Annotated in this window: 25 protein-coding genes; 14 read left to right on the forward strand and 11 right to left on the reverse strand. The window is 68.4% G+C overall.

Annotated features, from left to right (window positions below):
- Positions 1–86: 86 nt before the first annotated feature.
- Complete coding sequence (locus tag NET02_RS12145) at positions 87–911, forward strand: hypothetical protein (RefSeq protein WP_284057688.1); 825 nt, start codon at positions 87–89, stop codon at positions 909–911.
- Positions 912–920: 9 nt separating this feature from the next.
- On the opposite strand, the gene NET02_RS12150 is transcribed toward NET02_RS12145, so the two are convergent.
- Genes NET02_RS12150 through NET02_RS12165 form a run of 4 tightly spaced genes read right to left on the reverse strand, consistent with a single transcriptional unit; the run spans position 921 to position 3972 of the window.
- Entirely contained in the window at positions 921–1217 is a 297-nt protein-coding gene (locus NET02_RS12150; RefSeq protein WP_284057689.1) for a hypothetical protein, read from the reverse strand.
- Positions 1218–1256: 39 nt separating this feature from the next.
- Positions 1257–2327: a type I phosphomannose isomerase catalytic subunit gene (locus NET02_RS12155; RefSeq protein ID WP_284057690.1), complete on the reverse strand. Its 1071-nt coding sequence runs from the start codon at positions 2325–2327 to the stop codon at positions 1257–1259.
- A gap of 5 nt (positions 2328–2332) precedes the next feature.
- Entirely contained in the window at positions 2333–3622 is a 1290-nt protein-coding gene (locus tag NET02_RS12160) for an FAD/NAD(P)-dependent oxidoreductase (protein ID WP_284057691.1), read from the reverse strand.
- Positions 3619–3972, reverse strand: coding sequence for a (2Fe-2S)-binding protein (locus tag NET02_RS12165; protein WP_284057692.1), 354 nt, complete (start codon positions 3970–3972; stop codon positions 3619–3621). Before NET02_RS12165 ends, NET02_RS12160 begins: the two co-directional genes overlap by 4 nt.
- 338 nt (positions 3973–4310) lie before the next feature.
- Between NET02_RS12165 and NET02_RS12170 the strand changes: the two genes are divergently transcribed.
- Positions 4311–5636, forward strand: coding sequence for a CapA family protein (locus tag NET02_RS12170; protein ID WP_284057693.1), 1326 nt, complete (start codon positions 4311–4313; stop codon positions 5634–5636).
- Between the two features lie 93 nt (positions 5637–5729).
- On the opposite strand, the gene NET02_RS12175 is transcribed toward NET02_RS12170, so the two are convergent.
- The 4 genes from NET02_RS12175 to NET02_RS12190 are packed head-to-tail and all read right to left on the reverse strand — an operon-like array spanning position 5730 to position 9878.
- A complete protein-coding gene (locus tag NET02_RS12175) occupies positions 5730–6839 on the reverse strand; it encodes a metal ABC transporter permease (protein WP_284057694.1) in 1110 nt (369 codons plus the stop codon).
- The gene (locus tag NET02_RS12180; RefSeq protein WP_284057695.1) at positions 6836–8020 is read right to left on the reverse strand and encodes a metal ABC transporter permease; all 1185 of its coding nucleotides are present in this window, start codon (positions 8018–8020) and stop codon (positions 6836–6838) included. Before NET02_RS12180 ends, NET02_RS12175 begins: the two co-directional genes overlap by 4 nt.
- Positions 8001–8837, reverse strand: coding sequence for a metal ABC transporter ATP-binding protein (locus NET02_RS12185; RefSeq protein ID WP_284057696.1), 837 nt, complete (start codon positions 8835–8837; stop codon positions 8001–8003). The genes NET02_RS12180 and NET02_RS12185 overlap by 20 nt, the downstream gene beginning before the upstream one ends.
- Before the next feature lie 36 nt (positions 8838–8873).
- Positions 8874–9878: a metal ABC transporter solute-binding protein, Zn/Mn family gene (locus tag NET02_RS12190; protein ID WP_284057697.1), complete on the reverse strand. Its 1005-nt coding sequence runs from the start codon at positions 9876–9878 to the stop codon at positions 8874–8876.
- Between the two features lie 325 nt (positions 9879–10203).
- Between NET02_RS12190 and NET02_RS12195 the strand changes: the two genes are divergently transcribed.
- Positions 10204–10758 (forward strand): deoxyuridine 5'-triphosphate nucleotidohydrolase, encoded by a 555-nt coding sequence (locus NET02_RS12195; protein WP_284057698.1) that lies wholly within the window; start codon positions 10204–10206, stop codon positions 10756–10758.
- A 141-nt stretch (positions 10759–10899) separates the two neighbouring features.
- Positions 10900–11178, forward strand: a complete 279-nt coding sequence (locus NET02_RS12200) for a hypothetical protein (protein WP_284057699.1) — start codon at positions 10900–10902, stop codon at positions 11176–11178.
- 112 nt (positions 11179–11290) lie between these two features.
- Here the strand turns inward: NET02_RS12200 and NET02_RS12205 are convergent, their stop codons facing one another.
- The 3 genes from NET02_RS12205 to NET02_RS12215 all read right to left on the reverse strand — a co-directional run bounded on the left by NET02_RS12205 (position 11291) and on the right by NET02_RS12215 (position 14352).
- The gene (locus tag NET02_RS12205) at positions 11291–11587 is read right to left on the reverse strand and encodes a putative quinol monooxygenase (protein WP_284057700.1); all 297 of its coding nucleotides are present in this window, start codon (positions 11585–11587) and stop codon (positions 11291–11293) included.
- A gap of 363 nt (positions 11588–11950) precedes the next feature.
- Complete coding sequence (locus NET02_RS12210) at positions 11951–12739, reverse strand: SDR family oxidoreductase (RefSeq protein WP_284057701.1); 789 nt, start codon at positions 12737–12739, stop codon at positions 11951–11953.
- A gap of 548 nt (positions 12740–13287) precedes the next feature.
- Positions 13288–14352, reverse strand: a complete 1065-nt coding sequence (locus NET02_RS12215; RefSeq protein WP_284057702.1) for a glycoside hydrolase family 172 protein — start codon at positions 14350–14352, stop codon at positions 13288–13290.
- A 316-nt stretch (positions 14353–14668) separates the two neighbouring features.
- Between NET02_RS12215 and NET02_RS12220 the strand changes: the two genes are divergently transcribed.
- From NET02_RS12220 to NET02_RS12265, 10 genes are all read left to right on the forward strand, one after another.
- A complete protein-coding gene (locus NET02_RS12220; RefSeq protein WP_284057703.1) occupies positions 14669–15040 on the forward strand; it encodes a VOC family protein in 372 nt (123 codons plus the stop codon).
- Between the two features lie 457 nt (positions 15041–15497).
- A complete protein-coding gene (locus tag NET02_RS12225; RefSeq protein WP_284057704.1) occupies positions 15498–16367 on the forward strand; it encodes a branched-chain amino acid ABC transporter permease in 870 nt (289 codons plus the stop codon).
- Positions 16364–17380, forward strand: a complete 1017-nt coding sequence (locus NET02_RS12230) for a branched-chain amino acid ABC transporter permease (protein ID WP_284057705.1) — start codon at positions 16364–16366, stop codon at positions 17378–17380. The genes NET02_RS12225 and NET02_RS12230 overlap by 4 nt, the downstream gene beginning before the upstream one ends.
- Positions 17381–17394: 14 nt before the next feature.
- Positions 17395–18834 carry an ABC transporter substrate-binding protein gene (locus NET02_RS12235; protein WP_284057706.1) on the forward strand — a complete coding sequence of 480 codons (1440 nt, stop codon included), beginning with the start codon at positions 17395–17397 and terminating at the stop codon, positions 18832–18834.
- A 16-nt stretch (positions 18835–18850) separates the two neighbouring features.
- Positions 18851–19630: an ABC transporter ATP-binding protein gene (locus NET02_RS12240; protein ID WP_284057707.1), complete on the forward strand. Its 780-nt coding sequence runs from the start codon at positions 18851–18853 to the stop codon at positions 19628–19630.
- Between the two features lie 95 nt (positions 19631–19725).
- Positions 19726–20457, forward strand: coding sequence for an ABC transporter ATP-binding protein (locus NET02_RS12245; protein ID WP_284057708.1), 732 nt, complete (start codon positions 19726–19728; stop codon positions 20455–20457).
- Positions 20458–20479: 22 nt separating this feature from the next.
- Entirely contained in the window at positions 20480–21724 is a 1245-nt protein-coding gene (locus NET02_RS12250; RefSeq protein WP_284057709.1) for a Tm-1-like ATP-binding domain-containing protein, read from the forward strand.
- Positions 21721–22563 carry a phosphoenolpyruvate hydrolase family protein gene (locus NET02_RS12255; protein ID WP_284057710.1) on the forward strand — a complete coding sequence of 281 codons (843 nt, stop codon included), beginning with the start codon at positions 21721–21723 and terminating at the stop codon, positions 22561–22563. Before NET02_RS12250 ends, NET02_RS12255 begins: the two co-directional genes overlap by 4 nt.
- 106 nt (positions 22564–22669) lie before the next feature.
- Positions 22670–23398 (forward strand): GntR family transcriptional regulator, encoded by a 729-nt coding sequence (locus NET02_RS12260; RefSeq protein WP_284057711.1) that lies wholly within the window; start codon positions 22670–22672, stop codon positions 23396–23398.
- A 42-nt stretch (positions 23399–23440) separates the two neighbouring features.
- Positions 23441–24163, forward strand: coding sequence for a cyclase family protein (locus NET02_RS12265; RefSeq protein ID WP_284057712.1), 723 nt, complete (start codon positions 23441–23443; stop codon positions 24161–24163).
- The last annotated feature ends 3 nt before the right edge of the window (positions 24164–24166 follow it).

Genomic DNA, 24166 nt, shown 5'->3' on the forward strand with positions numbered 1-24166 from the left:
CACTTCATCATCTGTTCCAGGCTGCGGCTCTGGCATCGGAGAGGCTGGCGGTCGCGCGAGGGCGATGCGCAATCGGAGGTGAGTGCATGGATTCGCTAGGAGAGCTTGCCGCGCGGTTGCTGAGCCACCTGGGGCCGGACCTTCGGCCACTCGACGTGGAGCTACTGCCCGGACAGGTGCCGGGCGAGTTGCCGCTCGAGCTGCCGCTCCCGCCGGGCGCGCGGCTGCTCGGCAGCGTAGCCTATCGCTCCGACGGCGCGCTGCAGCAGGCGATCGTGCTGCTGGACGTCGAACTCTCGCCTGAAGACGCACTCAGCTTCTACCACCGCGAGCTGCCCGCCCGGGGCTGGAGCGCGCTTCCTCGCGCCCCGCAGCCAGGCGGCTTCGTCCTGAGCTCCATGCTTGCCGTGCAGACCTTCTGCCAGGTTGAGCGTGACTCCTGGTTGTCCGTCACGGCGCAGCCGCACTCGGAGAACCGCACCGAGGTTCGCATCCAGATCGATCTGTCGACTGCTGGGCCCTGCTCCGGGGCTCCAGAGCCTGCCCCATATGTCTCGTATGCTGGGGAGCGGCTTCCGCCGTTGACTGTGCCGCCAGGGGTTCGGCTCTATCCGGGAGGCAGCGGAGGCTCCGACGATCACTGGTTCGCGCATGCCCTGGCCGAGACTGACCTGAGCGCGGTTGAGCTGGAGGCGTACCTCGCCGGGCAACTCGAACGCCACGGCTGGGAGCGCGTAGCGACGAGCAGCGCGGGGCCGGTGGTCTGCAGCGCCTGGCGCGTGGCCGGCGAGGACGACTGGCAGGGGATACTGGTCGTCGCTGAGTGGCCTGGCCGTCCCCTGCGCTCGCTCCTGGCCACGGTCGAGCGCACCCCAGTCGCTCGCCGGGGCTGGTGGGCACCGCTGGCGTAACCTGCCGTGTTACCGGTCCCGGCGGAGCCAGGCGCGCAGGCGATCGAGCCAGCCCGGCGGCCCGGGCAGCTCTTCCAGGAATTGCTGCACCTCGCGGTCGTACTCTCGCGTCTCCAGAGCCACCTGCGTACGATCCCCTCGCCGGCGCGTCGTGACGACGATGTGCCCGCCTCCGCCGAGGAAGGCACGCCGGTTCGGCATAACCTCTGAGCTCGTCAGGCCGAGCCGGCTCCGTGGGCCGAAGGCTCGTTCGGCGCGCGTCAGCACTTCATCGGCCGGGAGCCTGGTCTCGGCCAGATAGCGCATGGCTGGCGTCCTTCCCGTGGAGAGATCGCCAGTCCTCCGTCACAGGCCCAGGAACCGGTGGAGGTCGTGGATATCCCCGGCGAGCTGGGCGATGGCTTCTCCGTCGTACCCTCTCGCCAGGAGCGGAGCGACGACATCGTGCTCGAGGTCGGGCACGCTGCTCGCCAGAAACGTTGCCGTGCCCTCGATCGTAACCGCGTCGAGGCTTGCCGGTAGCACGACCGTCTGCCCCACCCTCACCTCGACCGCTGCCGAGCCCCCGCTGACCTGCGCCTCTCCCTGGATGCAACTCAGGATGTGGAACGTCTGCCCCACCTGCCGCGCGCGCCGGGCCGAACCCTGGACGCTCCAGCGCTCCAGCAGGAAGTAGCGGCAGGCAGCCAAGACGGTGCAGCCCGCGTCCACCTCCAGCGGTCGGGTGCGCCGGGCGTGCCGGTCGGATCGCAGGGCAGCGAGCGCCTCCTCGACGTGGAGCTGGCGAGGGCGACCATGCGGGTCGCGACGCCCCCAGTCGTAGAGCCGGAAGGTGAGGTCGCTCGACTCCTGGATCTCGTACAGCAGCACGCCCGCGCCGATGGCGTGGACCGTTCCGGCCGGGACGATGACCGTATCGCCGGCGCTTACCGGCAGCCGCTCGATCAGCGTGCCGATCTCTTCTCGCTCCAGGGCCAGGCGAACCCGCTCCGGCGTGACCGGCTCCTGGAACCCGGTGATGAGAAAGCCTTCCGCGGTCGCGTCCAGGATATGCCAGGCCTCGGTCTTGCCTCGCTGGCCTAGCGGCGCGGCTCCCTCGTCGTCCGGGTGGACCTGTACCGATAGGGTCTCCTCGGCGTCGATGAACTTGGCCAGCAGCGGGAAGTCGTTGAACGGCTGGCTGGCGGCCCGGCCGCGCTCGCCGAGGAGGCCGGCCGGGTCGCGCTCGACGAGTTCCTGGAGCGTCGCGCCGGCCAGCGGGCCATTGACGACCCGAGCCACCCCCGTCGTCTCCCAGGACTCCCCGATTCGCCCAGCGTCGGGGAGCCGCTTGCCTAGACGCGTCGCCAGCCGGCGCCCACCCCATGGCCGCTCATCGTAGCGGGGCTCGAGCGCGAGCGGATAGTCTGCGCTCACCGCGCTCACTCCTCGATCTCGACCAGACTGACCAGCGGAATCGGCCGGGCCGGCGGGCGCTCCGTCATCGGCACGATCTCGGAGAGCGGTATACCACGCTCCGCATGGAGCAGCAGCGCCATCGCGCCGGTGCAGAAGATCCCCTGGCACAGCCCCATGCCCGCTCGCGTGCGACGCTTGATGTCGTTGATCGTCAGCGCCCCTTCCTCGATCGCCTGCCGCACCTCGCCGATGGTCACCTGCTCGCAGCGGCAGAGCGCAACCCGGGCGAGCGAATTGTCCCGCCCTTCTGCCGTTGCAGCCCGACCCCACGATCTCCAGGGCGAACTCGTGTCTGCTTCTACCTGAGCGCGATCGCTTGTCCCTAGGCGTAGCCGATCCACCTCGACGGATCGCTCCGGCGAGCGCGCCCGCGCGAGCGCCTCCTGAGTCGCGGCGATCCGCTCCGGCGAGGCGCCAGCGGCTGCCAGCCCAGCCAGCCGGCCCTCGGCGAACGACTCCGCCAAGTCGGCGGCTCCGGCCGCCTCGCCAGCCACGTAGAGGCCGGGCCGCGAGGTCTCCAGCAGCGCGCTCCGCAGCGGGAGGTGACAGCCGAGCCGGGCGCTATAGCCGAGGTCGACCTGCGCCTGCAGCGCCAGCTCGGGATCTGGCTGGCGACCGAGCGCGATCACGACCGCGTCGGCCTCGCGCCGCTCACCGTTCGCGGTCACCCACTCGACCCGCCCATCGCCGCTCACTACCACCTGTGCCGGGTCGGACGCTCGTAGGACGACCTCGGCCCCGGCTGTCTCCAGATCGGTGACGAGCTCGGCGGCGTCCAGCCCCTCCCCGACGACGGCGACGCGGCGGCCGGGGAGCACACGGTGGAGGTGGAGCAAGATCTGCGCTGCGCGGGCTGTCAGTACCCCCGGCAGCGTCCAGCCCGGGAACGGCAGGGCGAGGTCGACCGAGCCGGTGGCGACCACGATCTTCTCGGCCTGCAGGAGGAAGCCGCCGCCTGGCGTGGCCACGGCCAGGCTACCGTCCTCGAAGAGCCCCCAGGCCACCGCATTGGTGAGCACGGACACGTCCGCCGCAGCGAGCCGCTCTTCCAGCCTCTCCACGGCCTGGCAGGCGGGCAGTCCGTCGAGCCCATCGCCCAGACCGCGCAACGCCGCGATCCGCCAGCGGAGCTGCCCGCCGACGGTCGAGTTCTCGTCGATCAGCGTGACGGCGGCACCAGCTTCACTGGCGGCCAGCGCCGCGGCGATGCCTGCTGGACCAGCGCCGATCACCGCAATTCCCGTCGTCTTCATCCGGCCCGCCCTTCCCACCTGCCGAGCCCGGCCTGTGTCCAGACGACCTGCCCCTCGCGCACCGGAATCAGACATGCCCGCACGTTCGGCTCGCCGTCGACGGTCATCAGGCAGTCGGCGCAGCGGCCCAGCGCGCAGAAGACCCCGCGCGGCTCGCGGCCCCCGGGCATCGTCCGGCAGACGAGGATGCCGTGCGCGAGCAGCGCGGCGGCGATGGCCTCACCCTCGCGAGCGAGCAGTGGCTGCCCGTCGACCGTAATCTGAACGGGCCGGCTCTCCGGCAAGTCGCCGAGCACCGGATGGTGGAGGACCCTGAGATCGCCGGCCTGGTTTCGGTGCGCCTGGTCCACGATGTCACCCCTCTCACCTCACGGCGCGGTGCCGCTGTCCTGGGCTCGATCTTCACCCGGAGCCCTCCGGGCGTCAACCGTTGACCCAACACCAAAGTGTTGTAAGGGCCAATGATCATTCGCCCTCGCTCATGTGCTGGGGAGCGTTCACGACCGGCTGCGTGGGAGCGCGAAAGGGAGCCACGGACAGAATCACGGCACGATTACCCTCTCGCGCGAGACGGCCTCCTGCGGCCTCGCGTGGCTGCGCGCGTCGCGGGCTCTCGACGAGGTGTGCGAAGATAGGAGCGGTCGAGGGAGGAGTAGCCAGCCCCGGGCATGCCGGGAGGAGGTGACTGATGGCTGAGCGACGGCCGGCACGCGTTCTGCTGACCGGGGACAGCATGATCACCCGGCGGGTGACCCGCGCGCTCGACCCAGCGGTGCAGAGCTTGATCGAACTCGTCCAGAGCGCTGACATCGCCTTCACGAACCTCGAGGTGCTGCCGAACGACTTCCGTGGCTACCCGGCCGAGGAGTCCGGCGGCACGCACCTCGCTGCTCGCTCCTGGGTGCTCGACGACCTCCTGGACTTCGGCTTCACGCTCTTCGCCTGCGCCAACAACCACAGCCTCGACTACGGCGTCGAGGGACTGCTGGCGACGATCGAGGAGCTGGAGGCCCGTGAGGTGGCCTTCGCCGGCGTCGGTCGCAACCTGGATCTCGCCCGCGCGCCGGCCTACCTCGAGCACCGGGGCGGGATCGCTGCACTGCTCGCGTGCGCCTCCACCTTCGCTAGGGGGCAGCAGGCCGGCGCCCAGCGGCCCGAGTTGCCTGGGAGGCCTGGGCTCAACCCACTGCGAGTCGAGACGACCTACGAGGTCACTCCCCAGCAGCTCGAGGCGCTGCGCGAGGTGGCCGAAGCGCTCGGCCTGGAGCAGCAACGGCTCGAGCGGATCCAGCTCGGTTTCGCCTTCCCGCCGGACGACCCGGACGTCTTCCCGTTCCTGGAGGCGCGGTTCCGCCCGGCCGAGCGCCCTGCGGTACGCACTGCGCCCAACCGCCGGGATCTAGACGCGATCCTGGCCTGGACGCGCGATGCCCGCCGCCGGGCTGACCTGGTCATCGTGAGCGTCCACGCTCATGAGCAGGCAGCGACCAAAGAGGAGCCCGCCGAGTTCCTGATCACCTTCGCACACGCGGCGATCGACGCCGGGGCGGACGTGGTGGTCGGCCACGGGCCGCACCTCCTGCGCGGGATGGAGCTGTACCGGGGCAAGCCGATCTTCTACAGCCTCGGGAACTTCATCGCTCAGAACGAGCTGGTCGAGCTGCTGCCGGCCGATGCCTATGAGCGTTTCCGCGCAGACCCAGCGATGACGCCCAGCCAGGTCTTCCTCCAGCGGAACGAGAACGAGCGCAAGAGCTTCCCGGCCGACCGCCGCTACTGGCAGACGGTGGTACCGATCTGCGAGTTCGAGGGGAGCGAGCTGCGGCGCATCGAACTCGTGCCGGTGAGCCTCGGCTTCGGCCAGCCGGTATACCGCCGCGGGCAGCCGCGCCTGGCCGACGGGGAGGAGGCAGCCGAGATCCTGGAGCGCTTCGCGGCGCTCTCGCGGCCGTTCGGCACGGCGATCCGCATCGAGGGTGGCCGCGGCCTGGTGGAGATCGACCACAGCGCGTGACACGAAGCTGCCGCGCCTGATGGGAGGCAGTGCGAGCGAACCTCAGAGGATGCACGTGGTCCGGTTTCATCCGGCAGGGAGAAGCCACCTGGGTCAGGCCAGTAGCGACTCCTGGGCCAGCAGGCGGCCGCGGTCGGTCAGCTCCAGCCGGCCGTTCTGCCGGGTGACCAGCCCCCGCCCCTCGGCCAGGCTCACGACGCGGGTGGCGAACTCCCGATCCCAGCGCAGCTCCTGCCAGAGGTGCTCCACCTGGAGCTCCGGCTCGGCGCCGGGCTGCCGCTCATGGTTGAGCAGGTGGATCGCCAGCATTCGCTGGGCGAACTCCCAGCGCTGGCGAACCCGGCGACGCTGGCCCGCCAATAACCCGCGCTCCGGCGCGAAGCACCAGGCCAGGCCGAAGATGACACCTGCCATCGTCGCCATCGAACCGGCGATCGACGCGTCGAGCAGGAAGGCTAGCCAGTACCCCGAGAGTGCCGCGGCGACGCCCAGACCGGCGCTGAGGAGGAGCATCCGCGCAAGGTCGTCGGTGAGCAGGTACGCGGCGGCAGCAGGGGCGATGAACAGCGCCACCGTCAGGATCGCGCCGACGGAGTCGAAGGCGCCGACAGCGGTCAGCGAGGTCACGCCCATCAGCCCGTAGTGGATGACCGCGGGGGAGAAGCCGAGGGCAGCCGCCAGCCCCGGGTCGAAGGTGGCCAGCTTCAGCTCCTTGTAGAACAGGGCCACCAGGGCGGCGTTGATCAGCAGGATGATCCCTCCGGCGTAGAGGCCCTTCGGGCCGATGTCCCAGCCGGCCACGACGACCCGGTCGAAGGGGGCGAAGGCTAGCTCGCCGAGCAGCACGACGTCGGTGTCGAGGTGGACGCTGCCGGCGTAGCGGGAGATGAGAATGACGCCGATGCTGAAGAGCGCTGGGAACACCAGCCCGATGGCGGCGTCCTCCCGTACCAGGCCCGTCCGGTTCAGCAGCTCGACCAGGAGCGCGGTGAGCAGCCCGGTCAGCGTCGCGCCGAGGATCAAGAGCGGCGAGTTGAGATCCTCGGTCAGGAAGAAGCCGACCACGATGCCGAGGAGCATTGCGTGGCTGATCGCGTCGCTGATCAGCGCCATCCGGCGCAGCACCAGGAAAGCGCCGGGTAGCGCGCAGGCGGCGGCGACGATCGCGGCGATGAGCTGGATCTCGATCTGCGGCGCTGTCATGACTGCCCCTCACCCGTCCCTTCGGGGCGGCTCGCTGCCGGGTGTCCTGCCCCGTCGCTGAGGTCGTCTCCCTCCGTGGCTGGTCGCACGCGGGCCATACCTGTGGCCGTGATCGCCCAGCGGTCCGCGCTCACCTGCCGGACGTAGCCCGCCGACTCCAGGTCATGGAGCACCTGCACGACCTGATCCGCTGACCAGCCGGAGGCGCGTAGCACAGCGCTCGGATGGCCGTGCTCGAGCGAGCCGTGATGCTCGGCGAGCGCAGCGAGCTGCCGCAGCATCCCTTCGGCTCGCACCTGGCCGCGCCGAGCGCGCTCGCGTGCCCAGTTCCAGACCAGACCACGGTTGGGAGCGAACAGCAGTGAGACGAGGACGAGACCACTCACTACCAGCACGATCGTCGGACCGGTCGGGAGTCGCGGAGTCAAGCTGCTCACCAGCGCGCCGGTCATGCCGGCCACCACCCCGAACAGCGCGCTGAGCAGCACCATCAGCCCGAGCCGGTCAGTCCACTGGCGCGCCGCCGCGGCCGGAGCGACGACCATGGCGCTCATCAGTACGACGCCGACCGTCTGGAGGCCGACGACGATCGCCAGCACGATCATCGAGGTCAGGATCACCTCGAGCAGGCGGACGCGCAGGCCGAGCACGCGGGCGAAGTCAGGGTCGAAGACGAGCAGCTTGAACTCCTTCCAGAGCAGTAGTACCGCCAGCAAGACGGCGACCACGCCGGCTCCCATAACTATGACGTCGCGCCGGAGGAGCGAGGCGGCCTGGCCGAAGAGGAAGCGGTCGAGCCCGGCCTGGCTCGCGTCAGGCTGCTTCTGGATGAAGGTGAGCAGCACCAGGCCGAAGCCGAAGAAGACCGAGAGGATGAGGCCGAGCGCGCTGTCGAGCTTGACGCGCGTGGTGCGGGTGATGGCGTTGACCAGCAGCGAGCCGAGCCACCCGGCCGCGACCGCGCCGGCCAGGAGCACGGCTGTCTCCTTGCTGCGGGTGAGCAGGAAGGCGAGCGCGATCCCCGGCAGCGCGGCGTGCGACATGGCGTCGCCGAGCAGGCTCTCGCGGCGAAGCACGGCATAGGTGCCGACCACTCCGCTGCTCAGACCGAGCAGCATTGCCCCCAGCGCCACGGTGCGTAGCGTGTAGTCGAGAGCGAGATCAGGCAGCGCCAGCGCCATGGTTGCCTCCTCCGCTCCTCGACCGGTCTGGGGTGACGATCGCTGGAGCGGCCTCTTCCACCTCTCTGGCGAAGGCCGCCATCGCGAAGCGACCGCCGTAGGTCAGCCTGAGGTTCTGCTCGTTGAAGACCTCGGACACTGGCCCGCAGGCGATGCGCCGGACATTTAGGAGCATGACCCAGTCGAAGTATTCCGGCACGGTCTGCAGGTCGTGGTGGACGGCGATCACGGTCTTGCCCTGGGCGCGGAGCTCCTGGAGTAGCGTGACGATAGCGCGCTCGGTGAGCGCGTCGACACCCTGGAAGGGCTCGTCCATGAGATAGATGTCGGCATCCTGGACCAGCGCCCGGGCTAGGAAGACCCGCTGCTGCTGGCCGCCGGAGAGCTGGCTGATCTGCCGGTCGCTAAGCTCGCGCATGCCCACCTGGTCCAGCGCGGCCAGCGCCCGCTCCCGCTCGCGGCGGCCTGGCCGGCGAATCCAGCCGAGCTCTCCGTACGTGCCCATCATCACGACGTCGAGCACGCTGGTGGGGAAATCCCAATCCACGCTGCCGCGCTGCGGCACGTAGCTGATCCGCCGCCGCTGTTGCTCTACCGGCTGCCCGAAGATCAGCACCTGGCCCGCCACCGGCCGGAGGAGCCCGAGGATCGCCTTGAGCAGCGTGGTCTTGCCCGCGCCGTTCGGGCCGACGATGGCCAGCAGCACCCCGGGCGGGACGCTCAGGTCGACGTCCCAGAGCGCCGGCTGCTCGCGGTAGGCGACCGTGAGGTCCTGAACCTCGACGGCGGAAACCGTTCTGTTCTGTCGATCACCCATGCTCAGTCCTCTCCGGTCGACAAGCATCCTCGCTGGTTAGCTCGTGCTGGCCAGCGCCTGCACGATCGTCTCGACGTTGGAGCGCACCATACCCACGTGAGTGCCGGCCGGCGTGCCGGGGTCGCCGAGCGCGTCGGAATAGAGCTGGCCGCCGATCCTTACCGCGAAGCCACGAGCGCGGACTGCTTCCTGTACTGCCTCGATGAAGCGAGGTGGCACCGAGGTCTCGACGAAGATCGCCGGGATGCGTCGCTCCACGATCAGATCGGCCAGCGCCTGCACGTCGGCGACTCCGGCCTCGGCTGTGGTACTCACGCCCTGGAGCCCGTAGACCTCGAAGCCGTAGGCACGGGCGAAGTAGCCGAAGGCGTCGTGGGCGGTGATCAGCACGCGCCGCTCGGGCGGGATCTTCGCGATCTCCTGGCGAACCCAGCGGTCGAGCTCGCCCAGTTCGGCCAGGTACCGCTCGGCGTTCGCCTGGTAGACGGCGGTGTGGGTCGGGTCGACTGTGATCAGCCCGTCGCGGACGGCCTCGACCGCGATCATCCAGAGTCGGACATCGAACCAGACGTGTGGGTCGTACGCGCCTTCGAACTCAGGTGGCTTGCGCAGGAGCGAAGGGTCGATCCGCTCGGCAATCGCGACGGTCGGCACCCGCTCGCTGACGCGGGCGAGCACGTGGCTCATCTTCCCCTCGAGGTGGAGTCCGTTGTAGAAGATGATGTCCGCGCTGGCCAGACGGAGAACGTCACCCTCGCTGGCCTTGTAGAGGTGCGGGTCGATGCCCGGCCCCATCAGCGTCACGATCTCGACCCGGTCGCCGCCAACCTCGCGGACGGCGTCGGCCACGATGGTAGTGGTCGCCACCACGCGCACCTGCCGGGTGGCGATGTCGCCGGTTTGGCCGGCGACCGGACGGCATGCGGCGAGCGGTCCGCTGACCGCCAGGATGAGGAAGCCGAGCAAGATAAACGGCAAGCGGCGTGCCCGATCCCCCGCTGCCCCAGCCCGCACATGCTTAGGTTGCCATGCCAGCCGCATACGCCCGCCCACTTTTTCCTCAAAGGAGACCCGATCCGTTCGGCCCACCCGACGCCTCGCCGGTCTTGCCTGTCACCAGCCTCATGAGCTCGCCTTCGGGGTCTACCTTGCTCCTGAACGCTATGCACGGATCCGCTCGACGGCACCAATTAGCTATCGCTAAATTCTGACTTCAGGATAGCTACTCGCGCTGCCCTTGTCAACCCTGCTTTCGGCCGGGCCAGCTCACAGCCGCGCCGGCGCGCTTGACCGGTGAGGACTGCAGCAGGTAGCCTCTGGGCGGCGAGCGTGACGGGTGGAGATGGTGAGGGGCTGGGGCGGTACGATGACGGAGCAGCTCGGAAACGGCGACCTCGGGGGAGTGCTGAGCCGGGAGCAGATCCAGACCTTGCTTCGGCGCGACCCGCCGCTCGTCTCTGGCATGCCGGACCCGGAGATGCAGCTACAGCCGAACGGTGTCGATCTCACTGTGGCATCGGTCGCGCGCTTCAGCGGGGCCGGCGCGGTGACAGTGGATAATGCCGGCCGACGCCTGCCAGGAACCGAGTTGCTGCCGCCTGATGCCTCGGGCCGCTGGACACTCGCGCCCGGGCCCTATCTGGTGCGCTTCAGCGAGACCGTCAATCTTCCCGCGAGCTGCATGGCATACGCCCGGCCGCGGTCGAGCCTCCTGCGCTGTGGCGCTGCGCTGCACACCGCGGTCTGGGACGCTGGCTACTCCGGCCAGGGTGTGGCGCTCCTAGTGGTCTACAACCCGGACGGCTTCGTGCTCGAGCAGCGCGCGCGGATCGTGCAGCTCGTGTTCCACTGGCTGGGCCAGCCGGCCGCCGAAGGTTACCGGGGCGCCTACCAGGGAGAGACCGGCCAGCCAGCCCCCTGATCGCTCAGGTCGACCAGGATGGTGCGAGGTGCGTGGTGGACCGGCACCCCTTCTCTGGAGAGGCCGGCTGGACGGCAGCTTGCGCGGCCGCTGGCGAGTCGACCATACTCGGGTGAGAAACGTCGAGCGCGGGAGGATCGGGTGAAGCTCGCTAAGCAGCTCGTGAAGCTCATGATGCGCCGGCGCTGGCAGCCGGTCGAAGTCGCTGCCGATGGGTACCGGCTCGAGGTGCGGCCATACCACGGCAAGATCGAGGCAGGGTTCGTCCTCTGGCGGGCAGGCGAAGACGGACGCCTGCAACCTGTTGCCAGCGGCCACACCGAAAACGGCTACCTGCTAACCGCCGAAGGCTTCCGGCTCGATCTCCCAGCGGAGACGGCTCGAGCGATCGAGCGACTGCTCCAGCGGGCGCCGCGCTGAGCGGGCGGGGTGTCGCCTGCGACGGTGAAGCCAACGCTGGAACAGGCCGGGGCGAGCGCGGAGTCATCGAGGGGTGAGCGCGCTCGCCCGGCCCGCCGGGGTTCGGGGCCGGCTAGTCCTGGGCGATGATCTCGCCGTCTTCCCAGGTCGGATCCTCGGCCAGATGCTCGCGCAGCCGCCGGTACCACCGATCCTGTTCCGGATCGGCGGCGTTGGCGTAGTAGCTGTCGCGGTCCTGGAAGACGGCGACCATGATCATCTGGTCGGGCTCCTTCTCCGAGCGAAAGAGGTAGCCCGCCAGGGCGCCTTTCACCTTCGGTCTCCGTTCCCGATTCCACTCCTCCATCAGGCTGATGAGCGCCTGCTCATGCCCTGGCATCACACGCACGTGAGCGACGGTCCCGAACATCGCTTTCTCCTCTCCAAAGCGGTGGTCCATGGAGTTCCTCTTGCCCGCCGTGCTGCAGCCGGCAAGCATCTCGCCGAGGGATAGAGAAGCGCGCTACATGCAGCATAATGCTGCAGGAGGCGAAGTCAACCATCACTTTTACCAGAAGGTGAACGAACTTGATCATTGATCCGAATGTTAGTCCAATGGATATATATGAATCTGAATCCGCTGGATTATATCCGGGAAGAACATCCGAAATTTGTGCAGGGGTGAACAATCATTCACCTCTACACAATTCTCAGCATAGTGACTGCGTGACTCCGGGTGTACGCTCCGCTGACGAGTGGAATCGGCCGGTCACGGAGGCCAACCTCTCTGCCCCTACCACAGGCTACGGATCATCCCGCCGTCCACCTGGAGCGTCGCTCCGGTGATGTAGCTCGCGCGCTCGGACGCGAGGAAGACGACTGCGTCGGCGAACTCCTCCGGCTCGCCGTAGCGCCGGAGCGGGATCTGGGCCAGCATGCTCTGGCGGACCGTCTCGACATCGACCCCTAGCCGGGCCGCGTTGGCCTGGTCGAGCTGGACGATCCGCTCGGTGGCGATCCGGCCCGGCACCACGTTGTTGACGCGGATATTGTCGGGCGCGAGCTCATCTGCCAGCGTCTTCGCCAGGGCAGCGACTCCGGCGCGGAAGACGTTCGAGAGGATCAGGTTGGAGATCGGCTGCTTGATCGAGGAGGAGGTCATCGTGATGACGACGCCCCCGCCGCGCTGGCGCATCGAGGGCAAGGCGGCCCGGATCAACCGGATGGCGCTGAGCAGGGTCAGCTCGTACCCGGCCTGCCAGGCCGCGTCGTCGAAATCATCGAACCGGCCGGCCGGCGGGCCGCCGGCGTTGGTGATCAGGATGTCGATCCCACCGAACTGGTCGACCGTTCGCTGGACAAGGTTCGCGATATCCTCGGCCCGCGTGAGGTCGGCGGCTAGGGCCAGAACCTCGGCGCCGAGCCGGCGGGCTTCCTCGGCGGTGGACTCGATGGCGTCGAGTCTCCGGCTGCAGATGGCGAGGCGCGCGCCCTCCCGAGCGAAGGCCAGCGCTACCGCCTTACCCAGCCCCTGGCTCGCAGCCGGCACCAGAGCCACCTTGCCCCGCAGTCCTAGATCCATCGCCAGCTCCTCTCTCCCTCGAGCGCCGGTCTGATCCGTCCTGTGGCGATTATCGATATGGGCTCACCGGCTGGCAACCGGAGGCCGCGTCAGCAGTTGCGCCGAAGGAAGAGCAGGATCCGCTCGAGAGCGTCGTCGGCCCATGCCGAGGCGAGGAGCCGGCAGCCGGTCTCGGGAACCGGCAGCGTGCTGAGGATCGTTGGTTCTCGGCAAACCCAGAAGAATTGCTGTACGTTCTCCAGATCGGCTCGGCCGAGGGGAGACGCCAGCACAAACTTCCGTCCCGTGTGCCCGCGCAGTGCCGCCTCGCAAAGCTTGTAGCGGATGTGCCGATCCACGCACTGCCAGGCGCTGAGCTTGAGCGGCCGAACAAAGAAGAGCCAGCACGGCTCGTTCAGCGTCGGTACCAGTAATCCGGTCCGTGTTCGCCCAAGTAACGGTAGGACATCTGCCGTGTGATCCCGACCCATTGCCCGCCGACGTGGGGCCGCTCGACGACTTCGGCCCGGCCGCGCGAGGACTCTCTGCATACCCAGCCGGTTCGATCCTCACGCGTCCGGGCGGGGCAGGCGGGCTTGGACCGGCAGCAACGGGGGAAACGGTCTGTGCGGCTCCGCCTGGTACCAGTAGGCGGTGCTGGAGTAGTCGTCGCAGCGCCGGTTGGCGTGCCCATGCTCGATGGTCACGCGGATCGACTTCTGGAAGTGGATCGGGTCTTCGATATGGTAACGGTAGAGCGAGATCTTGCCGCTCCAGTTCGGCCCGCCGGGCATGGTGAGGCCGAAGTACGGCGACGCGAACGGCTCGCTCGGGCACCAGGCCAGGTTGAAGTAGTCCTCGGTTCCGGTGCCGTGCAGGCTCGGTGGCCAGGTTTCGCCGTCGATGAAGATCATCTCGTCTCCCTCGCCGTACCAGTTCGACCCCTCGATCTCGGTCAAGTTGTGGATGTCGAGGTGGCAACCAACGTAGTGTCCCCACCCTTCCGCTTCCAGGATCACGTAGTTGCCCTCGCCGCTCGCGTTCGTGCCGCCGAACTGGTACTCGTCGTGGCTCATGCCGGCCGGTGAGATCCCATCACAGGGGTTCTGCCGCCGCCACTGCGCGTGGAAGCGCCCGAGGTCATCCGCCAACCGCTCGTAGCTCTCGTAGTCGATGGCGAAGTACAACCGCACTGGCTCTGCGGCGCACTCGCTGGTCACCTGTACGACGGCCCGGCTCGAGAACGGCATCGGGAAATAGCAGACCATCCCTCGCCCGTTCTGTGGCGCCATGGCGAGTGGCAATGAGGCAACGTTGCGTGTCTCGGCGTGGCCGAGGCCGAAGAAGTCGCCGAGTGGCACCTCGACGCTCGGGTGTGGCTCGCCGTCCCACCACATTCGGAGCACGCAGCGCCGCAGGTAGTGCGGTTCCTGGCAGGCGGACGTCATCCAGACGTGTGTGATGCAGCCAGCGCCCTTCGCTTCGAGCAGGGTCACGGTCTCGCCCGGTTGGATCCAGATGTAGTCCTGGTTCCCACCGCTACGGTCATAGCTAGAGGCTCGTCGGCTCCTAGCGCGGCGCAGGCGCGCCAGGCTGCGGAGCGGCCCTCCGATCGTGCCGTCGCTCTCTGTCATCGCCGTGCTCCTCCCCCACTGGTTGTCGACGGAGCGGAGTCTCCTGCTAAGCTGGTGCCGTGTCAATGAGCGGTGCGCTCGAGGAGATCGCCGATGGAAACCGATGCGTCTCACGCCACACGTGTATCTGGTGGGCGCCGGCCCGGCGTTCGCCTTCAGGCGGTCAACCGATCCTGACGGCCAAGCAGACGTGCGGATCGCTGACCGATGACCGTCTGAAAGGACGCGGATGCCTATTCCCGACCTTGGGTGAGGTTGAGACCTCGGGGCAGGTTGCGAGTTCGAGGTCTGTTACAGTACGAGAGAGGAGACGTCGATGGGCACAGTTCGACGCATCCAGCACGTCTCGATCACGGCCCCGCTCGATGGAGTCGAGACGGCGCGGCAGTTCTACAGTGGCGTGCTGGGCTTCCGGGAGAAGCCGGTCCCGGAGACGCTGGCCGGGCTGAACATCCTGATCTGGTTCGACGTCGGCCCGGACGAGCTGCACGTTGTGGCCGAAGACGACCCCGGGCGGGGGCGCTCGCGGCGGCACCTCTGCTTCGAGGTCGAAGACCTCGAAGCAGTGCGCGCGGCGCTTGAGCAGGCCGGCTACGAGCCGTACGACGCCGCGCCGATTCCCGGTCGCCCACGGTTCTTCTGCCGCGACCCCTTCGGAAACCTCCTCGAATTTATGGTCTTCGAGTGATCCGGGTCTGAGCGGGAGCTCGCCCTGATGCACCGGCGTCCGCCGGGCAGCGGTGGTGGCATCTGGTTCCCAGCCTGGCGTAGCGCGGGCGCGACGTGCCCGGTAGATCACTAGCCACCTCGGGAAAGACAGGGGCCACGGCGGCCCCGATTTCTTGTCTCGTCGGTACGGTACCTCGCGCGCATGCTTCAGGAGCACTGGCCGGAACACCTGCGACGTGCACACCGGCTAGCTGTGGCCGCGAGGGCGTAAGAACCGGCCCGCTGGGGCCGGTGCCCAGTGCGCCTTCTACCCGCGACGTGCACGGCTCGAGCCGGCCAGGCGCCGGGTCTTGACAAGCGTTCGATCCTCGATTACGATCATCGATAATCGGTTATCTATTCTCTCCGGCTAGCACTGAGATAGCCTTCCCGCCCGGCGGGGGCGGCGCGGCGTAGACAACGCGGCTGGAGGCGCGGTGAGCTGGAACCAGTTCGTCACGGTGACTCTCAACGGCCTGACGCTGGCCGCGCTCTATTTCCTGGTGGCGGTCGGGTTCACCCTGATCTTCGGCCTGATGCGGGTCGTCAACCTCGCCCACGGCTCGCTCTATCTCTTCGGTGGCTACGTAGGCTGGACGGTGGCCGACCGCACCGGGAGCTGGATTCTCGGTGCCCTGGCTGCGGCCGCCGTGGCTGCGGTCGCCGGTTTGGCCCTCCAGCAGGCGCTCCTGCGCCCAATCCAGGGGCAGGATCTCCGCGAGGCGCTCGTCACCATCGGAGTCTCGATCGTGGCCGCCGACCTGATGCTCGCCCAGTGGGGCGGCTTCACCTACGGTTTCTCCCCGCCGGCAGCGATCAGCGGTGGTGCTCGGCTGCCGGTGCTCGGCATCGGCTACCCGAAATACCGGCTGTTCATCCTCGGCTTCGCCCTGGTCGTCGGGCTGGCGCTGTGGCTCCTGCTTACCCGCACCCGGCTGGGTATCACGATCCGCGCCGCAATCGACGACCGCGACATGGTCTCGGCGGTCGGGGTCAATGTGCAGCGCCTGTTCGCGCTCATGTTCGCCTTCGGCGCCGCGCTGGCCGGGCTGGCGGGGGTGGTCGGCGGTTCGGCGCTCTCCATCGCCTCAGGCGAGGACGCTCGCTACTTGCTCGCATCGCTGATCGTGGTGATCATCGGCGGGATGGGTAGCCTCGCTGGTACGGCGGTGGCCTCGCTGCTGGTCGCGCTGGTAGAGCAGTACAGCCTCGCGCTGTTTCCCACCTATGCCGCCATCGTCAGTTTCTTGCTGATGGTGCTCGTGCTTGCGTTGCGCCCCCAGGGACTCTTCGGGAGGCCGGCATGAGCGCGCTGATCTCGACCCGTACCGCGCTGGCGCTCCTGGTGCTCGGGCTGCTGGCAACGTTCCCGCTCTGGGGCAGTGCCTACTTCGTGGGGCGAGTGTTCAGTCCCGCGCTTTTCTTCGGCATCGCCGCGCTCAGCCTCGTCCTACTAGCCGGCTATGGTGGCATGGTCTCGCTCGCGCAGATGACGATCTTCGGGCTGGCCGGCTACGGCTACGGGGTACTCACCGTAACGCACGGTCAGCCGTGGTGGGTCGGGATCTTGGGCGGGCTCGCGGCCGCGACGCTGGCTGCCTTCCTCTTCGGTCTGGTTGCGGTACGCACGCAGGGCATCTACTTCCTGATGATCACCCTAGCGCTGGGGATGGTCGTCTACGCGCTCGCCAACCAGAACCGCTCCGTGTTCGGCGGGCATACCGGCATCCTCGGTATCAGGGCTCCGGAGCTCGGTGGCCACCTACTGACCGAGCGGGCGCTCTTCTACGAGGTCTGCCTGGTGACGGCAGTGCTGAGCTACCTCGGGGTGCGCTACCTCTTGCGGACGCCGTTCGGCCTGGCCCTCCAGGCGGTGCGCGACAACCCGCGACGGCTGGCCGCGCTCGGCTACCACGTGGCGCTGCACCGGCTGGCGGCGTTCACCCTCGCTGGGTTTCTGGCCGCGGTCGGCGGGTTGCTCGGCGTTTGGTACAACGGCGCGATTTCTCCGACCGCTATCGACGTCACCCGGCTGATCAACGTCCTCGTGATCGCCGTGATCGGGGGGCTGGCCTCCGTCGAGGGGGCGTTCCTGGGCGCTCTGGCCTTCATTCTGGTCACGAACTTCGCCAGCTCGTTCACCGAGCGCTTCAACACGGTCATCGGGCTCACCTTCCTGGCCATCGTGCTCTTCTCGCCGGAAGGGTTGAGCGGGCTGGCCGCTCGTCCCGTGGAGGTGCTCCGGCGCTGGCGCGGTAGGAGGTGGCGGGCGAGCGACACGCTGGATGTGCGGCAGGCAGTCGGTCGTCAAGACGAGTGAGAGGAGGAGAGTCTATGCTCGATCGGTACGGTTCTCAGCGGTTGAGCCGGCGCGAGCTCTTGCGACGGGCCGGGCTGCTCGGGCTGGCGATGCCGGTTGCCTCGGGGTTGCTCGCTGCCTGCGCGCGTGAGGAGGCGACACCGACGACGGCACCGTCCGCGGCGTCCCCGACCGCGGCCCCGGCAGCTACGCCAACGGCGGCCGCAGCTCAGACCCCTGCAGCGGCGGCCTCGCCCACGGTCACGGTCGGCCCCGCGGCCGGCGAGATCGTCATCGGCGTGCTCGCCACGCTCGAGGGGGCGTTCGCGCTGTTCGGCGACGAGGGCGTGCGCGGCGTCGAGATGGCGATCGCCGAGTTCGGCGGTGAGATCGGCGGCAAGAAGCTCCGCATCGTGAAGGAGAGCACCGACGCGACGCCCCAGGTGGCGCGCGAGAAGGCGCGCAAGCTGATCGAGCAGGATCGGGTCGACCTCATCGTCGGGCCGCTCTCGGGCGACGAGGGGCTGGCCATCCGCGACTATGCCAAGACGGTGCCGGACAAGACCTTCGTCAACGGCACCTCGGCAGCGCAGGACACGACGCTGCGCGACCCCGCGCCGAACTTCTTCCGCTTCTCGACGGACGGCGTGCAGTGGATGGCAGGGCTCGGCACCTACTGTTACGAGGAGAAGGGCTACCGGCGCGTCGCGACGCTCGGTGAGGATTACTCCTATCCCTACAGCCAGGTCGCCGGTTTCCTGCTCGAGTTCTGCCGCCTCGGCGGCGAGGTCGCCGCGCAGTTTTGGGTGCCGATCGGTACGCGGGACTACAGCTCGGTCATCAGCTCGATGCCGACGGACATCGACGCCATCTACGTGATCCTCGGCGGCTCCGACGCGGTCAACTTCCTCCAGGCCTACGCAGACTTCGGTGGCCAGGCGGCTCTGATCGGCGGGAGCTCCACGATCGATCAGAACGTGCTGGAGGCGAGAGGGAATATCCGCCAGCGCGTCATCGGCATCCCCGGCGCCGGGCCGGTGGCCGCCGATAACCCGGACAAGGCCTGGCAGGACTGGGTCAACGCCTATAAGCAGCAGTTCCCACAAGGGCTGACCACACCGTCGCTCTTCTGCTGGGGGTACTACGTCAATGCCAAGGGCTTGCTGCTGGGGTTGCAAGAGGTCGACGGCGATCTGAGCGATGGCCAGAAGAAGCTCCAGGAGGCCCTGGCCAAGGTCGAGTTCGATGGCCCGACTGGGCATATCGCGCTCGACAAGAACCGCCAGGCCATCGCCAACAACTATGTGACCGAGGTGGCGGAGGGGCCAGACGGCAACCTGTACAATAAGCTGGTCAAGGTGGTCGAAGGGGTGAACCAGACGCTCGGCTTGCCCGAGGAGCAGTATCTCGCCCTCGGATCGTTCACGCGCGACAACCCGAAGTGCGAGGACATCCACCGCGTCTTCGGTTCGTAGGGACGAGCGGCTCTCGATGGTCACGGTGCAGGCCACGACAGCGCAGGCGATCGGACACGCCCTGGAGCTCCAGGGCGTGAGCCGCCGCTTCGGCGGGTTGCGGGCCGTGCAGGACGTCTCGCTCAGCCTGGCTCCCGGTGAGCGCCGGGCGATCATCGGCCCCAACGGAGCTGGCAAGACGACCCTCTTCAACGTCATCGCTGGCGACTTGCGGCCGACCAGCGGGACGATCCGGTTCTACGGTGACGACATCACGCACCTCCCGCCACACGATCGCGTTCGGCGCGGCATCGCCCGAACGTATCAGACGCCGCTCGTCTTTCCGCGGCTCAGCGTGCTCGACAACCTCTATCTCGCTGTGCGCGGGGTTCGACCCCGGCGGATGAGCCTCCGGCGCCCGCGGGCAAGCGATGCGGAGATGGTCAGGGCGCGGCAGCTCGCCGAGCAGGTCGGGCTCGGCGACGCGATCCACGCGCTGGCGGGCGCGCTCGCTCACGGCCAGCAGCGGCAACTCGAGCTGGGGATGGCGCTGGCGGCGGATCCGAAGCTCCTGCTGCTGGATGAGCCCGCCGCCGGTCTATCGCCAGGGGAGCGCGAGCTGCTGGCCGGCCTGCTCCTGGGGCTCGACCCGGGGATGACGATCCTGCTGGTCGAGCACGATATGGACGTGGCCTTTCGCGTGGTCCGGCAGGTGACCGTGATGCACGAGGGGCGGGTCATCGCCGAGGGCACGCCGGAGGAGATCAGCGCCGATGAGGTGGTGCAACAGGTCTACCTGGGATCGCGCCATGACTGAGCCGCTCTACGCGACGGGCTATGCCGCCTGCGCTCTCGTGCCCCGGTGGTGCCGAAGTACCGGGACGACGGACGTGCTGCGGGGAAGGTACGACCATGCCTGACCACCTGCTAGAGATCCGCGACCTGCACGCCTATTACGGCCAGAGTCACATCCTGCAAGGCGTGAACCTGACACTCGGTCGCGAGCCGCTCGCGCTGCTCGGCCGCAACGGCATGGGCAAGACGACGCTCTGCCAGGCGCTGGTCGGGCTCCTCCCCACGGTGCGGGGCTCGGCCCGCTTCGACGGACAGGAGCTGATCGGCAGGCGGCCGCATGAGATCGCGGCCGCTGGGGTGGGTTATGTCCCGCAGGGGCGGCGGATCTTCCCCTCCCTCACGGTCGAGGAGCACCTCCGGCTGGTGTTCCGGCGTGCCGGGGCCGGCCGGGACGGCTGGACACCGGAGCGCATCTTCGAGTTCTTCCCGCGGCTAGCCGAGCGACGGAGGCACCGGGCCGGAGCGCTCTCCGGTGGCGAGCAGCAGATGCTGGCGATCGGCCGCGCGCTGCTCACGAATCCCCGTCTCTTGATCATGGACGAGCCGTCGGAGGGGTTGGCCCCGGTCATCGTCGACCATCTCGTCGAGGTGCTGCGGGGACTCTCTTCGCAAGGGCTGGCGATGCTGGTCGTGGAGCAACGGCTGGCCGTGGCGACAGCGCTCGCTGAGCGCATCGCGATCATGGTCACCGGGCGGATCGTGCTGGAGACCACTGCCGCGGCGCTGCTGGCCGATGTGTCGATCCAGCAGCAGTACCTCGGGGTGAGTCCGCGGCGCGAGGTGGCGTGAGTTCCGGGCTGGAGGGTCAGGCATGGCGACAGTCGTCCTGCTGGGCACGCTGGATACTAAGGGGGTCGAGTACGACTACCTGCGGGCACGTATCCGCGAAGCCGGCTGCGAGGTCATCCTGATCGACGCCGGAGTGCTGGGCCGGCCGCTCGCGACGCCCGATGTCTCTCGGGAGGAGGTCGCCCGAGCGGCCGGGGCCGACCTGGCTGAGCTGGCTGCCCGAGGCGACCGGGGAGCCGCGATCGAGACGATGGCTACCGGCGCGACCGCGATCGTGCTCGACCTGTTCCGGCAGGGCCGGCTGCACGGGATCCTGGCGCTGGGTGGATCTGGCGGCTCGGCGCTGGCGACGCCGGCGATGCGCGCGCTCCCCGTTGGCGTCCCCAAGCTGATGGTCTCCACGCTCGCCTCCGGCGACACGCGGCCCTACGTCGGCGCCAGCGACCTCGCCATGCTCTACCCGGTCGTCGATATCGCCGGCATCAACCGGATTTCCGAGCGCATTCTGACGAACGCCGCGGCTGCGATTGCCGGCATGGCTCGGGCCTACGAGTCGTTCCGGCCCAGCGCCGCGAGCAAGCCGCTGATCGCGGCGACTATGTTCGGGGTAACGACACCCTGCGTGACCGAGGCGCGCAGGCTGCTGGAGGAGCGCGGCTACGAGGTACTGGTCTTCCACGCCACCGGAACCGGCGGCCAGGCGATGGAGGCGCTCGTCGACGCCGGCTACCTAGCCGGCGTGCTCGATGTGACCACGACCGAACTGGCAGACGAGCTGGTGGGGGGCGTGCTCTCGGCCGGCCCCCAGCGCCTGGAGGCGGCCGGGCGCAACGGGGTGCCGCAGGTCGTCTCGCTCGGGGCGCTGGACATGGTCAACTTCGGACCGATCGACACGGTGCCGGAGCGCTTTCGCGGGCGTACCCTCTACAAGCACAACCCCACAGTGACGCTGATGCGCACCACCCCCGAAGAGTGTGCCGAGCTCGGGCGGATCATCGCCCGGAAGCTCAACCAGGCGCGTGGCCCGCTCGCGGTCTTTATCCCGCTGCGCGGCGTCTCGATGATCTCGAAGGAGGGCGGGCCGTTCTACGATCCTGAGGCCGACCGGGCACTAGTCGAGAACCTGAAAGCGAACCTGCGTCCCGACATCGAAGTCCACGAGTGGGATACGGATATCAACGATCCGGCCTTCGCCCGGGCGATGGCGGAGCGGCTGGATGAGCTGATCCGGGCTCGGGCGGCCGCGCGAGCGGAGGTGCAGGGATGAGCTGGAGGCCGATGACGCGGGCGGACGCGCTGGCTCGGCTGCGCGCGACGATTGCTTCTGGAGGGGTGATCATCGGCGCCGGGGCCGGGACAGGGCTCTCGGCGAAATGCGCCGAGGCCGGTGGGGCAGACCTGATCATCATCTACAACTCAGGCCGCTACCGCATGGCCGGGCGCGGCTCCCTCGCCGGTCTGATGCCCTACGGCGACGCGAACGCGATCGTGGTCGAGATGGCAGCGGAGGTCTTGCCCGTCGTCAAGCACACCCCGGTCTTGGCCGGGGTCTGCGGCACCGACCCCTTCCGGCTGATGCCAGTGTTCCTGCGCCAGCTCAAGGAGATGGGCTTCGTCGGGGTGCAGAACTTTCCCACCGTCGGCCTGATCGACGGGGTCTTCCGCCAGAACCTCGAGGAGACCGGCATGGGGTTCGACTTGGAGATCGAGATGATCCGGCAGGCCCATGAGCTCGATCTCTTGACCGCGCCCTACGTCTTCGATCCCGAGCAGGCGCGGGCGATGACAGAGGCCGGAGCCGACGTGCTCGTGCCCCACCTCGGGCTGACGACCAAGGGGATGATCGGGGCGAAGACCGCAGTCAGCCTCGACGAGGCGGTCGAGCTCGTGCAGGCGATGTGCGACGCGGCCCGGGCGGTCAACCCGGAGGTCATCGTGCTCTGTCACGGCGGGCCGATCGCCGAGCCGGAGGACGTGCAGTACGTGCTGGAGCGCACCCGGGGCGTGGTCGGGTTTTTCGGCGCCTCCAGCGTCGAGCGGTTGCCGACCGAGCGGGCGATGACCGAGAACATGCAGCGCTTCAAGGGACTGAAGCGGCTCGGCTAGACGCTGGCACCGGCGGCTGGGCCTTGCAGAGCTCGGAGATGGTCACTCGGTCGTATGTATGGTGTCGGTCGATTCCGGACGCTTGAGGTGGATGGTTGGAGGGAGCATGACGACAGGTTCGAGGCGGGGAACGGCTTCGTCGGGCGCGGGGGCACGAGCGAACCGGCGGCCCATTGCTCGCCGGGTGCTCCGAGACGAGATCAAGGAGTACCTGATCGAGGCGATCCTTCAGGGCACGTTCAAGCCTGGGGATCGGATCGTCGAGACCCGGATCGCCCAGGAGCTCGGCGTGAGCCAGGCGCCGGTGCGCGAGGCGCTGCGCGACCTGGAGATGTTGGGCGTCGTCGTCAGCTCGCCGTTCCGCGGCGCCCACGTCCGCGAGTTCACCGATGAGGAGCTGGTCGAGATCTATCCGATCCGCGCCGCGATCGAAGGCGTGGCGGCACGCGCCGCTGCCGATCGGATCACCGCCCAGCAGATCCTCCAGTTGGAGGAGCAGATCGACCGCATGCGCGAGGCGTCGATCGACGGCGACGAGGCGACCGCGATCGAGGCGGATGTGGCCTTTCACCGGATCATCGTCGAGGCCTCCGGCAACCGGCTGCTGCAGCAGTTCTGGACGAGCTTGAGCCTGGCGACCACGACGTATCTGACCTTCACGGCAGTCAAGCGCGCACTCGGTGGGCTGGCCGAGCGTCACGAGCCGGTGCTCGAAGCGCTGCGCGCTCGCGATCCTGATTTGGCCGAGCAGGTGATGCGCCGGCACATCGAGGAACCGGGACGCTGGGTGCTTCAGGCATTGAAGGGTGTGCAGGCGGAGGAAGCAGCGCGGTAGGGGCGCGGCGTGCCGCGCGCCTGCCCGGTGAAGGAGAGCAGGATGGGGGCGCGACTGATCGATCTGAGCATGCCGGTGCATAACGACATGCTCACCTTCCCACGGATCGCCAAGCCGAAGCTGGAGATGTTCGAGACGTGGGAAGAGTTCGCCGAGAATATCGGCGCCGCCGAGTACGGTGCCACCTGGCTTACCGCCAGCTACAAGATCGAGCTAAGCGACCACGTCGGCACGCACATCGATGCCCGCAAGCACCTCGTCGCCGAAGCACCCGGTCCCGAGGGCATCCCGCTCGAGTACTGCTACGGCGATGGCGTGCTGCTCGACTTTCGCCACAAGGAGAAGGGCGCTGGCATCACCGCGGCCGAAGTCCAGGAGGCGCTGGACAAGATCGGCTACCGCTTGAAGCCTCTGGATATCGTGTTGATCTGGACCGGTGCCGGAGCGTACCAGGACGAGCAGCGCTACCTGACCGACCACTGCGGGATGACCCGCGAGGCGACGCTCTGGCTCATCGACCAGGGTATCAAGGTGATGGGCATCGATGCGATCACCTTCGACCCGCCGGTCTGGGCCATGTTCGAGCGCAAGCAGTTCTGGGAGGCCCACCTCGTGATGCGGGAGCGGGAGTACTACCACATCGAGAACATGACGAATTTCGATCAGATCCCCGCGCCCTTCGGCTTCAAGGTAGCGGCCTTCCCCATCAAGTGGGTCGGAACGACCGCAGCCCCCGTGCGAGCGGTCGCGATCGTCGAGGAGTAGCCA

It is taken from the genome of Thermalbibacter longus, from assembly GCF_023806485.1.
In the GTDB taxonomy this organism is placed as follows: Bacteria; Chloroflexota; Chloroflexia; order Thermomicrobiales; family Thermomicrobiaceae; genus Thermalbibacter; species Thermalbibacter longus.

Bases quoted from the DNA above. Each gene is read 5' to 3' on its own strand.
- NET02_RS12145 (WP_284057688.1), top strand. From the start codon at position 87: ATGGATTCGCTAGGAGAGCTTGCCGCGCGGTTGCTGAGCCACCTGGGG.
- NET02_RS12150 (WP_284057689.1), bottom strand. From the start codon at position 1,217: ATGCGCTATCTGGCCGAGACCAGGCTCCCGGCCGATGAAGTGCTGACG.
- NET02_RS12160 (WP_284057691.1), bottom strand. From the start codon at position 3,622: ATGAAGACGACGGGAATTGCGGTGATCGGCGCTGGTCCAGCAGGCATC.
- NET02_RS12170 (WP_284057693.1), top strand. From the start codon at position 4,311: ATGGCTGAGCGACGGCCGGCACGCGTTCTGCTGACCGGGGACAGCATG.
- NET02_RS12175 (WP_284057694.1), bottom strand. From the start codon at position 6,839: ATGACAGCGCCGCAGATCGAGATCCAGCTCATCGCCGCGATCGTCGCC.
- NET02_RS12180 (WP_284057695.1), bottom strand. From the start codon at position 8,020: ATGGCGCTGGCGCTGCCTGATCTCGCTCTCGACTACACGCTACGCACC.
- NET02_RS12185 (WP_284057696.1), bottom strand. From the start codon at position 8,837: ATGGGTGATCGACAGAACAGAACGGTTTCCGCCGTCGAGGTTCAGGAC.
- NET02_RS12190 (WP_284057697.1), bottom strand. From the start codon at position 9,878: ATGCGGCTGGCATGGCAACCTAAGCATGTGCGGGCTGGGGCAGCGGGG.
- NET02_RS12195 (WP_284057698.1), top strand. From the start codon at position 10,204: ATGACGGAGCAGCTCGGAAACGGCGACCTCGGGGGAGTGCTGAGCCGG.
- NET02_RS12205 (WP_284057700.1), bottom strand. From the start codon at position 11,587: ATGTTCGGGACCGTCGCTCACGTGCGTGTGATGCCAGGGCATGAGCAG.
- NET02_RS12210 (WP_284057701.1), bottom strand. From the start codon at position 12,739: ATGGATCTAGGACTGCGGGGCAAGGTGGCTCTGGTGCCGGCTGCGAGC.
- NET02_RS12215 (WP_284057702.1), bottom strand. From the start codon at position 14,352: ATGACAGAGAGCGACGGCACGATCGGAGGGCCGCTCCGCAGCCTGGCG.
- NET02_RS12220 (WP_284057703.1), top strand. From the start codon at position 14,669: ATGGGCACAGTTCGACGCATCCAGCACGTCTCGATCACGGCCCCGCTC.
- NET02_RS12230 (WP_284057705.1), top strand. From the start codon at position 16,364: ATGAGCGCGCTGATCTCGACCCGTACCGCGCTGGCGCTCCTGGTGCTC.
- NET02_RS12235 (WP_284057706.1), top strand. From the start codon at position 17,395: ATGCTCGATCGGTACGGTTCTCAGCGGTTGAGCCGGCGCGAGCTCTTG.
- NET02_RS12240 (WP_284057707.1), top strand. From the start codon at position 18,851: ATGGTCACGGTGCAGGCCACGACAGCGCAGGCGATCGGACACGCCCTG.
- NET02_RS12245 (WP_284057708.1), top strand. From the start codon at position 19,726: ATGCCTGACCACCTGCTAGAGATCCGCGACCTGCACGCCTATTACGGC.
- NET02_RS12250 (WP_284057709.1), top strand. From the start codon at position 20,480: ATGGCGACAGTCGTCCTGCTGGGCACGCTGGATACTAAGGGGGTCGAG.
- NET02_RS12255 (WP_284057710.1), top strand. From the start codon at position 21,721: ATGAGCTGGAGGCCGATGACGCGGGCGGACGCGCTGGCTCGGCTGCGC.
- NET02_RS12260 (WP_284057711.1), top strand. From the start codon at position 22,670: ATGACGACAGGTTCGAGGCGGGGAACGGCTTCGTCGGGCGCGGGGGCA.
- NET02_RS12265 (WP_284057712.1), top strand. From the start codon at position 23,441: ATGGGGGCGCGACTGATCGATCTGAGCATGCCGGTGCATAACGACATG.